The 10,130-nt window shown below is 71.0% G+C and carries 8 protein-coding genes and 2 pseudogenes (1 of these 10 cut by a window edge); 6 read left to right on the forward strand and 4 right to left on the reverse strand.

Annotated elements, in window-relative coordinates; all coding sequences use genetic code 11:
* The 3 genes and pseudogenes from miaB to FrCorBMG51_RS01915 all read left to right on the forward strand — a co-directional run.
* A pseudogene (gene miaB / locus FrCorBMG51_RS01910) lies at positions 1–65 on the forward strand (tRNA (N6-isopentenyl adenosine(37)-C2)-methylthiotransferase MiaB); it begins 1,358 nt to the left of the window's first position.
* 354 nt (positions 66–419) lie between these two features.
* Positions 420–854: a class III extradiol ring-cleavage dioxygenase family protein gene (locus FrCorBMG51_RS33415; RefSeq protein ID WP_052914217.1), complete on the forward strand. Its 435-nt coding sequence runs from the start codon at positions 420–422 to the stop codon at positions 852–854.
* Positions 854–1,699, forward strand: a complete 846-nt coding sequence (locus tag FrCorBMG51_RS01915; protein ID WP_047221397.1) for an alpha/beta fold hydrolase — start codon at positions 854–856, stop codon at positions 1,697–1,699. Before FrCorBMG51_RS33415 ends, FrCorBMG51_RS01915 begins: the two co-directional genes overlap by 1 nt.
* A gap of 25 nt (positions 1,700–1,724) precedes the next feature.
* On the opposite strand, the gene hflX is transcribed toward FrCorBMG51_RS01915, so the two are convergent.
* The 4 genes and pseudogenes from hflX to lexA all read right to left on the reverse strand — a co-directional run bounded on the left by hflX (position 1,725) and on the right by lexA (position 5,890).
* Positions 1,725–3,107, reverse strand: a complete 1,383-nt coding sequence (gene hflX, locus FrCorBMG51_RS01920; protein ID WP_047221398.1) for a GTPase HflX — start codon at positions 3,105–3,107, stop codon at positions 1,725–1,727.
* Between the two features lie 84 nt (positions 3,108–3,191).
* Entirely contained in the window at positions 3,192–4,133 is a 942-nt protein-coding gene (locus tag FrCorBMG51_RS01925; protein WP_047221482.1) for an EAL domain-containing protein, read from the reverse strand.
* Between the two features lie 65 nt (positions 4,134–4,198).
* Positions 4,199–5,123: pseudogene (gene miaA / locus FrCorBMG51_RS01930) on the reverse strand (tRNA (adenosine(37)-N6)-dimethylallyltransferase MiaA).
* Positions 5,124–5,140: 17 nt separating this feature from the next.
* Positions 5,141–5,890 (reverse strand): transcriptional repressor LexA, encoded by a 750-nt coding sequence (gene lexA / locus FrCorBMG51_RS01935; RefSeq protein ID WP_013874763.1) that lies wholly within the window; start codon positions 5,888–5,890, stop codon positions 5,141–5,143.
* Positions 5,891–6,185: 295 nt separating this feature from the next.
* Between lexA and FrCorBMG51_RS01940 the strand changes: the two genes are divergently transcribed.
* From FrCorBMG51_RS01940 to FrCorBMG51_RS01950, 3 genes are all read left to right on the forward strand, one after another.
* Complete coding sequence (locus FrCorBMG51_RS01940) at positions 6,186–6,488, forward strand: LysM peptidoglycan-binding domain-containing protein (protein ID WP_047221399.1); 303 nt, start codon at positions 6,186–6,188, stop codon at positions 6,486–6,488.
* A 163-nt stretch (positions 6,489–6,651) separates the two neighbouring features.
* On the forward strand, positions 6,652–7,113 hold the full coding sequence (gene nrdR, locus FrCorBMG51_RS01945) for a transcriptional regulator NrdR (RefSeq protein WP_047221400.1): 462 nt from the start codon (positions 6,652–6,654) through the stop codon (positions 7,111–7,113).
* Positions 7,114–7,181: 68 nt separating this feature from the next.
* Positions 7,182–10,091 (forward strand): vitamin B12-dependent ribonucleotide reductase, encoded by a 2,910-nt coding sequence (locus FrCorBMG51_RS01950; RefSeq protein WP_047221401.1) that lies wholly within the window; start codon positions 7,182–7,184, stop codon positions 10,089–10,091.
* Positions 10,092–10,130 lie beyond the last annotated feature (39 nt).

Below are 10,130 nucleotides of genomic sequence, written 5' to 3' on the forward strand. Positions count from 1 at the left end.
TGCCGGCCGCCGCGGCCGCTGCCGGCGCGCCCACGCTTCTCGGTATGCCCGCCCTGCGGCGGTGACGCTGACAGCGGCGGTTGTCTGTCCGCATCCACCGTTGCTCGTCCCCGAGCTCGCCGCCGGTGAGGCTGTCGCGGTGCGTAGGCCGGCGATCCAGGCGGTGCGCCGGCTCGTGGCCGGCGGCCCGGACGTCGTCGTCGTCGTCGGTGACGCGCCACGGACCAGGCCGTACGCCGCTGGCGAGTCCGGAAGTCTGGCTGGTTACGGGGTGCCGCTGTCGGTCGCGCTGGGATCCGCCACGCCAGGGGCGGCCCCGACGCTGCCNAGGGGCGGCCCCGACGCTGCCGCTGTCGCTGACGGTCGGGGCCTGGCTGCTCGGGCAGGTTCCGTGGGAGGGCGCGGTCACCGGCCTCGGCGTGAGCGCGACGACCAGCGCGGCGGACGCCGCCCGGCTCGGCGCCGAGCTCGCCGGCTCGGCGCGGCGGGTCGCCCTGCTGGTGATGGGCGACGGCAGCGCGCGGCGGACGGTCGGCGCGCCTGGCGGGTTCGACAGCCGCGCGGACGGCCACGACGCCGCGGTGGCGGAGGCGCTCGCCACCGGCGACGCGGCCGCGCTGCTGAGCCTGGACCCCGTCCTCTCCCGCGAGCTGATGGCGGCCGGCCGCGCGTCGTGGCAGGTGCTCGCCGGCGCGCGGCTTGCCGATGCTACCCTCGCCGCCACAGCGCACGACCCGGACATCACCATGAGCGACACGCGCACGTGGTCATGGATGTCTCGTGCTGAGTATGTCGCTGCCCCTTACGGTGTGGGGTACGTGGTCGCCGTGTGGGAGCAGGGGAGTCCTTGGTAATGGTCTCGACGTCGACGGAACTGCCGTCCGGGGTACAGCGCTCGACCTGCGCAAGCCTTGCGGTCCTGCGGGCCGGATCGTCCATCGACCCGCCGGTCGTCCTGCTACCCGGCTACACCGGGAGCAAGGAGGACTTTCTGCCGATCATTCCGCGTCTTGCGCGGGCCGGGTTCGACGTGATCGCGGTCGACCAGCACGGCCAGTACGAGTCGCCCGCGGCCAACCCGGAACAGGACTGCACGGTCGACGCCCTTGCCGGGCAGGTCAGCCTGGTGGCCGACGAGATCGGTCGCCCGGTGCACCTGCTCGGCCATTCCTTCGGGGGGCTGGTCGCGCGGGCCGCGGTCATCGCCCGGCCGTCGTGTGTGGCAAGCCTTGTGCTGCTCAGCTCCGGCCCGGCCGGGATCGTCGGCCCTCGGCGGATCGCGCTGCAGGCCATGCGGGTCCTGTACAGGCGTAGCGGCCGGGACGCGGTGTGGGCCGCCATGCGGGCCGCGGACACCGCCGTGTACCCGCCCGGTGGGCTTGAGTTCCTGGAGCGCCGGTTCTTCGCCAGCAGTGACGTCGGTCTCCGGGTGATGGGGGAGCAGCTTCTGAGCGAACCTGACCGGGTCGGTGAGCTTGCTGACGCTGTCGGCCAGGACGCCGTACCCGTGCTGGTCGCCCACGGGGCCGCCGACGACGCCTGGCCGCCGCGTCTGCAGGCGGAGATGGCGACACGCCTGGGCGCCCGTTACGAGGTGATCGCCGGGGCGGCGCACTCACCGGCGATCGAGAACCCGAAGGTCACCGCCGCGGTGCTGGTCGAGTTCTGGCGTAACGGCGTGGGCCAGCGGGCCGCGTAGACCCGCCGGCCTCAGGCCGGCTCCCTCAGGCCGGTTCGAGGAGAAAGTCGGCGAGCTGGGAGGCGAGCTCGACCGGTACCAGGGCCCGCAGGACGGTGCCGGTCGCCGTGTGCTCGAGGCCGAGGACCTCCCCGCGGGCGTAGACCCGTGAGAGCAGGTCGCCGCGGGTGAACGGCAGCAGCACACACACCTCGACGTCGGGGTGGGGGACGCGCTCGGTCAGCTCCTCCACCAGGGCGGTCAGCCCGTCCCCGGTGCGGGCCGAGACAAGGATCGCGTCGGGGACGGTGCGGCGCACCCGGGCGAGCACGTCCGGGTCGGTGGCGTCGATCTTGTTCACGACCAGCAGCTCGGGGACGTCCGCGGCGCCGATGTCGTTGATCACCGTGCGGACCGCGGAGATCTGTGACATCGGGTCGGGATGCGAGCCGTCGACGACGTGCAGCAGCAGGTCGGCGTCGGCGACCTCCTCCAGGGTGGAGCGGAACGCCTCCACGATCTGGTGCGGCAGGTGGCGGACGAAGCCGACGGTGTCGGCGAGGGTGAACGTCCTGCCGTCGGGCAGCGTGGCCCGCCGCACGGCCGGGTCCAGGGTGGCGAACAGGGCGTCCTCGACCAGCACCCCGGCGCCGGTCAGCCGGTTGAGCAGTGAGGACTTGCCGGCATTGGTGTAACCGGTGATCGCGACCGCGGGGATGCCGCTGCGCTGCCGCGCCGACCGTTTGGTCGTCCGGACCGTCTTCATTCCGGTGAGCTCCCGGCGGAGCCTGGCCATGCGGGCGCGCAGCCGCCGCCGGTCCGTTTCGATCTTTGTTTCACCGGGGCCGCGGGTGCCGATGCCACCACCGGCGCGGGACATCGACTCACCCCAGCCACGCAGCCGCGGCAGCATGTACTGCAGCTGCGCGAGCTCGACCTGGGCCTTGCCCTCCCGGGAGGTGGCGTGCTGGGCGAAGATGTCGAGGATCAGTGCGGTCCGGTCGATGACCTTGACCTTGACGACGTCCTCCAGCTGGCGCAGCTGGCCGGGGGTCAGCTCACCGTCGCAGACGACGGTGTCGGCGCCGGTGGCGGTGACGACGTCGCGCAGCTCACGCGCCTTGCCGGAGCCGACGTACGTCGCCGAGTCGGGAGTGTCCCGACGCTGGATGAGCGCGTCCAGGATGACCGAGCCGGCCGTGGCCGCCAGCGCGGCGAGCTCGGCCATGGAGGTCTCCGCCTCGGCGGCCGTGCCCGAGGTCCACACTCCGATGAGAACCACCCGTTCCAGCCGGAGCTGGCGGTATTCGACCTCGGTGACGTCGTCGAGCTCGGTCGCCAGGCCTGGTACCCGGCGCAGCGCCAAACGGTCGGCGAGGTCGAGGCCGAGGTCCTCATCGGAGGCGTCGAAGATGGCGGGAAACGTCATGTCGCTGCCTCCTTTATCGCAGACTCCCACGTCCGCTCCGGGGCCGCGACCGAATTTTCTCGGTCGGATGATGGCAGTTCCCGGTCAGATGACGGCGGCCCGGGCCGGTCTCGGGATTGTGCCGGTGGCGGTGGCGGTGGCGGTGGCCGTGGCGCGGTCGGGCGCGGCGCGTCCGGCGCGTCCCGTGCCGCTGGTGGCGCCGGTCGGCCGGGAACGCCCGTGGCGCCGGTTCGGTCGGCCGCGGCCCAGGGCAATCATCCTGGCGTCGTCGGTGGGGACGGGCGGGCAGAACAGGCGGCCGGCTCCCCGGTCACAGTGCATCGCCGCCAGCCGGGACGCCATGACCACGCTGTCGACGCCCTCGGCGGTCACGACCATCTGCCGCCGGTGGGCCAGCGTGATGATCGAGGCCAGGACCGCCTCGCCCTCCAGGTCCCGCTGCATCGCGTGGAGGAAGCGGCCGTCGATCTTCACCATGTCCAGCGGCAGGACGTCGAGGGTGGACAGCGACGCGTACCAGGTGCCGAAACCGTCGACGCCGATCGCTGGTCCGAACGAACGCAGCCGGGCCAGCAGCCGGGGCACCCCGACCCGCGCGAGGCCGAGGGTCTGCTCGGTGAACTCCAGCCCGAGCGCTCCCGGTGGCAGCGCACGTCCGTGCATGAGCTGTTCCACCTCGATCGCGAAACCGGGCCGGGTCAGCTGGTCGGCGGTCACGTTGACCCACAGCCGGGGTGGGCGGATCGCGGTTCCCGCGGCCATTTCGTGCCATGTCCGGGCCTCGGCCACGGCGGTGCGTAACACCCAGCGGCCGACCTGGTCGGACAGGCCCGCGGCCGCGGCGGCCGGCATGAACTGCGACGGGTTCATCAGCCCCCGGTCGGGATGGTGCCAGCGCAGGAAGGCCTCCATCCCGGGAACCGACCCGGTGCGCAGGTCGACCTCGGGCTGGTAGTGCAGTTGTAACGACCCGTCGTCGAACGCGGCACACAGGGCCGGGACGAGGTTCAACTCGATCGCGGTCACACATGTCTCCAGACGACGGGTGTCTCCAGACGACGGGAAGAACGGGCCACGGACCCGCCGCACGTTCAGGCCGGGTTGACCATGCCCGCCACCTGCTCGACGTCGGGACGGTCCAGCCAAATTATGCGAGGATCGCGCCGAAACCACGACCTTTGTCTACGTGCCAGTCGGCGCGTCGCGGCAATTGTCGCGAGCCGGGCCGACTCGGCCGAATCGAGCGCGCCGTCGAGCCAGGCGAGAACCTGGGCGTAGCCCAGCGCCCGGGAGGCGGTGGGGCCGTCCCGCAGGCCCATGCTGACGAGGGCGTGGACCTCCTCGATCATGCCGGCGGCCCACATGCCGGCCACCCGGTCGGCGATCCTCGCGTCGAGTTGAGGATGGTCGATGCCGATCTGGACCGCGTCGTAGACCGAGCGGTGTTCCGGCAGGGAGGCGGTGAAGCTGCCGGTGAGCTCCACCACCTCCAGCGCGCGCACGATACGGCGGCCGTTGCCGGGCAGGATGGCGGCGGCCGCCNGCGGCCGCCGCCGGTGCCCGCGCGGCGAGATCGGCGTGCAGCGCGGCCGGGCCCCGCTCGGACAGCTCTCGCTCCAGCCGCCCCCGCACGGCCGGGTCGGTGCCGGGGAAGGCGAGGTCGTCGAGGACGGCCCGGACGTAGAGCCCGGAGCCGCCCACGAGCACCGGCGTGCGGCCGGCGGCCAGCAGACCGTCGACGACCTGTCGGGCCAGCGCCTGGTAGGACGCCACGTCGGCGGCGCGGGTGACGTCCCAGACATCGAGCAGGTGGTGGGGGACACCGCCGCGTTCCGCCGGCGGCACCTTGGCGGTACCGATGTTCATCCCGCGGTAGAGCTGCATGGAGTCGGCGTTGACGATCTCACCGTCCAGCTCGGTGGCCAGCGCGATCGCCAGGTCGCTCTTGCCGGCCGCTGTCGGCCCCACGACAGCCACGACCCGACCGGTGCGGTGCCGGTCGACACCTGTGCCCATGCTCCCTCCCGGGAGGATCAGACCCGGCGAAGGACCGCGACGATCCGGCCGAGGATCGTCGCGCTGTCACCCGGAATGTCAGCATAGGCCGGATTCTGCGGCTCGAGCCAGACGTGGCCGTCACGACGGCGCAGTGTCTTGACCGTCGCCTCGCCGTCGATCATCGCGGCGACGATCTCGCCGTTGTCCGCGACCGGCTGCTGGCGGACGACCACCCAGTCGCCGTCACAGATCGCGGCGTTGACCATGGAGTCCCCGACGACCCGCAGGGTGAACAGGGTGCCCTCGCCCACGATCTCGCGGGGGAGCGGGAAGACCTCCTCGACCGCCTGCTCGGCGAGGATCGGCCCACCCGCGGCGATGCGGCCGAGGACCGGCACGTAGGCCGCCTGTGCGGGGCCGTCCGTCGACGAACCCGCCGTGAGTGTACCGACGCCGGGGGCCTGGCGTGCCACGGGGCGTACCGGTGCCTGTGCGGAGAGGACCTCCATGGCCCGGGGGCGGTGCGGGTCACGGCGCAGGAAGCCCTTCTCCTCCAGCGTCTTCAGCTGGTGCGCGACGCTGGACGTGCTCGTGAGCCCCACCGCATCGCCGATTTCCCGCACGCTCGGCGGGTAGCCTCGGCGCTCGACAGCGTCGCGGATCACCTCAAGCACCTTGCGTTGGCGGGGGGTCAGGCCCGCGGCGTCCGCCGGCCCGTCCGGCAGGTCGCGCACGGAGCCGCGGGGGGGCCGGCCACGGCGGGTGCGGTTGTCGTCGGTGGTCATCCCTGCCGTACTCCTTCGTTGTCGGTCATGGCAGACTTACGCTCCCGGCATATCCGACGTTTTGCCGTGAACCGGAGCTGCGGCCACGACCTGGATCTGACCTGGATCTGACCTGAATCTGATCGCTACGACCGTAACCGTCGCGGCCGGATATCTCAAACGTCTGTTCGAGCGTGTCACGACGATTCCGTCGGGGCCGTGCAGTACAAACTCGACCAGGCGTTCGATCGAACGGATGTTCTTTGATCATGTTGTTGGAAGTGGTACGTGCTGGTGGAAGTTGGGGAGGTGGACGATGCGGGCGTCGGCTGAGCCTCCGTTGCGGCTGACCGGGCGGGGCCGGGTTGTCCTGGTTGTCCTGGTTATGCTGGTGTCCTGCCTGGTGCTGTCCGTGGCCCGGGTGACGTCGTCGGCCGCGCCGACCGGGGACGACCGGCCGGCGCGCGTCCATGTGGTCCGGTCCGGGGAGACGTTGTGGGGCATCGCCCGCGGGCTGGCTCCCGACGGTGACACCCGGGTGGCCGTGGCCCGTCTGGCCGGCCTCAATCGGCTGGAGACGACCGATCTCGTCCCCGGCCAGACGCTCCGCCTGCCGTGACAGGTCCTCGTGACGGGTCTGTCATGACGGGTTCGCTGTGACGGATTTGTCAGGAGGCTCCACACACTGGCCAGCTTGCCAGGTCGTAGTGTCCGGTCCTAGTGTTGACCACAACATCTTGTAGTTGCATGGCTGTGAGTTGACAAGATCTTGGGGGTTGTGCGTGCGGTGTCCGTTCTGTCGACACCCCGACAGCAAGGTCGTCGACAGTCGGGAGGCTGAGGAGGGCGCCGCGATCCGTCGCCGCCGGTCGTGCCCGTCCTGCGGCCGTCGTTTCACGACGATCGAAGAGGCGTCACTGCGGGTCATCAAGCGCAGCGGTGTCACCGAGCCGTTCAGCCGCGGGAAGGTGATCGCCGGCGTGCGGCGGGCATGCCAGGGGCGACCGGTCCAGGCGGACGCGCTGGCCCGGCTCGCCCAGCTGGTCGAGGACACGTTGCGTGCCTCGGGGGCTGCCGAGGTCGCCTCGGACGAGATCGGCCGAACGATCCTCGGACCGCTGCGGGAGCTCGACGAGGTCGCCTACCTGCGGTTCGCCTCGGTGTACCTGTCCTTCGAGTCGCTGGAGGACTTCGAGGCGGCGATCGCCGATCTGCGCGGGCGGGCCGACCGGTCGCCGTCGTAGCCACGCACCCCGACACGACAGACAGCTGGTGAGGAACACCATCCGACCGACGCCAGACGAGGAGCGCCATGACCGACAACCGTGGCACGAAAGCCAGCAAGACCGCCACCAAGGCCGCCCCCAGGGCCACCGGCCTGAAGGTGCGACGCGTCAACACCTCGCCGGGTGTCCACCCTTATGACGAGGTCACCTGGGAGCTGCGGGACGTCGTCATGACCAACTGGCGCGACGGCTCGGTCAACTTCGAGCAGCGCGGGGTGGAGTTCCCCGACTTCTGGTCGGTGAACGCCACGAACATCGTCACGAGCAAGTACTTCCGGGGCGCGCTCGGCAGCTCCGCCCGCGAGCGGTCCCTGCGTCAGCTCATCGACCGGGTCGTGCGCGCCTACGGCGCGGCCGGCACCGAGCACGGGTACTTCGCCTCGCCGGCGGACGCCGAGATCTTCGAGCACGAACTGACCTGGATGCTGCTGCACCAGGTGTTCAGCTTCAACAGCCCGGTGTGGTTCAACGTCGGCACGTCCGCGCCGCAGCAGGTCTCGGCCTGCTTCATCCTCTCGGTCGACGACACGATGGAGTCGATCCTCAACTGGTACCGGGAGGAGGGGCTGATCTTCAAGGGCGGGTCGGGCGCCGGGCTGAACCTGTCGCGTATCCGATCGTCCAAGGAGCTGCTGTCCTCGGGCGGTACCGCCTCGGGCCCGGTGAGCTTCATGCGCGGGGCCGACGCCTCGGCCGGCACGATCAAGTCGGGCGGCGCGACCCGACGGGCCGCGAAGATGGTCGTACTCGATGTTGATCATCCGGACATCGTTGACTTTGTCGAGACCAAGTCCCGTGAGGAAAGCAAGATCCGTGCGTTGCGGGACGCCGGCTTCGACATGGACCTCGGCGGCCGTGACATCGTCTCGGTGCAGTATCAGAACGCCAACAACTCCGTCCGGGTGACGGACGAGTTCATGCGGGCCGTCATCGACGACGCCGACTTCAACCTGCGGGCCAGGCTCGACGGGCGCACGGTCGAGACCATCTCGGCCCAGTCGCTGTTCCGCACCATCGCCCAGGCGGCCTGGGACTGCGCGGACCCCGGGATCCAGTACGACGACACGATCAACGACTGGCACACCTGCCCGGAGTCCGGTCGGATCAGCGCCAGCAACCCCTGCAGCGAATACGTGCATCTGGACAACTCCAGCTGCAACCTGGCGTCGCTCAACCTGATGAAGTTTCTGCGCAAGGACCTCAGTTTCGACGCCGACGCGTTCGTGGCGGCCGTTGAACTGATCATCACCGCGATGGACATCTCGATATGCTTCGCGGACTTCCCGACACCGGAGATCACCCGGGTGTCCCGGATGTTCCGCCAGCTCGGCATCGGCTACGCCAACCTCGGCGCGCTGCTGATGGCCACCGGCCGCGCATACGACTCCGAGGGCGGCCGGGCCATGGGCGCGGCCATCACGTCGCTGATGACCGCGACGGCCTACCGCCGTTCGGCGGAGATCGCGGCGGCGCTCGGGGCCTACGACGGCTTCGCGCGCAACACCGACGCCCACCGCCGGGTGATCCGCAAGCATGCCGCCGCCACCGACGCCGTCCGCACGGTCGGGACCGACGACGCCCGCGTGCTCGCCGTCGCCGCCCGCGAGTGGGAGCGTGCCCAGAGCGTCGGGGAGAAGCACGGCTGGCGCAACGCCCAGGTCAGCCTGCTCGCCCCGACCGGCACGATCGGCCTGGCGATGGACTGCGACACCACCGGCATCGAGCCCGACCTCGCGCTGGTGAAGATGAAGAAGATGGTCGGCGGCTCCAGCATGCGGATCGTCAACCAGACGGTTCCCGCCGCGCTGCGCGCTCTCGGCTACGCCGAGGAGACCATCGAGGCGATCGTCGAGTACATCGCCGAGCACGGCCACGTCATCGACGCTCCCGGCCTGCGCCGCGAGCACTACGAGGTCTTCGACTGCGCGATCGGGGAGCGGGCCATCACCCCGATGGGGCACATCCGGATGATGGCGGCGGTCCAGCCGTTCCTGTCCGGCGCCATCTCCAAGACCGTCAACATGCCCACGTCGGCCACGGTCGAGGAGGTCGAGCAGATCTACCTGGAAGGGTGGCGGCTCGGCCTGAAGGCACTGGCGATCTACCGGGACAACTGCAAGGTCGGCCAGCCGCTGTCGGACCTGCGCGGCGCGAAGCGGTCCGCGAGCGGGGGCGCGGGCGAGCAGACGGCCGCGCAGCCCGCTGCCGCGCCGTCCGGTGAGCACCGCCCGGTCCGGCGCCGGCTGCCGAAGATCCGCCAGTCGCAGACGGTCTCCTTCACCGTGGGTGGCGCCGAGGGGTACCTGACCGCCGGGTCGTATCCCGACGACGGGCTCGGCGAGGTCTTCATCAAGATGTCGAAGCAGGGCTCGACCCTCTCCGGCGTGATGGACGCGTTCGCCATCGCGGTCTCGATCGCGCTCCAGCACGGCGTCCCGTTGGAGACCTACGTCCGCAAGTTCATCAACATGCGCTTCGAGCCGGCCGGCATGACCGACGACCCGGACGTGCGGATCGCCCAGTCGGTGATGGACTACCTCTTCCGCCGCCTCGCCCTGGACTACCTCCCCGAACAGACCCGCGCGGAGCTCGGCGTCCTCAGCGCGCAGGAGCGGGCCCGCCAGCTCACCGGCCAGCACGGGGGAACCGGCCCGGCGGACGCGGTCGAGACAGCCGACCCGGAGGTGGCCGAGGTGGCCGGGCCCGACGTGGCCGGGGCAGCGGTTGATGCCGGGGCCGTCCACACCCACCAGGTGGGCCTGCCCACGACGCTGGAGGTGCGGGGCGCGATGCCGCGCAGTGTCCCACCGGGTGAGGCGCTGTCGGCCCAGAACGTGGTGGACGCGCCACTGTGCTTCACCTGTGGGGTCACCATGCGTCCCGCGGGCAGTTGCTACGTGTGCGAACAGTGCGGTTCCACCAGCGGCTGCAGCTGATCGCTCGGGCCGGTTGACCCGGCGCGGCGGCCGGTCAGC

It is taken from the genome of Protofrankia coriariae (assembly GCF_001017755.1).
Classification (GTDB): Bacteria; Actinomycetota; Actinomycetes; order Frankiales; family Frankiaceae; genus Protofrankia; species Protofrankia coriariae.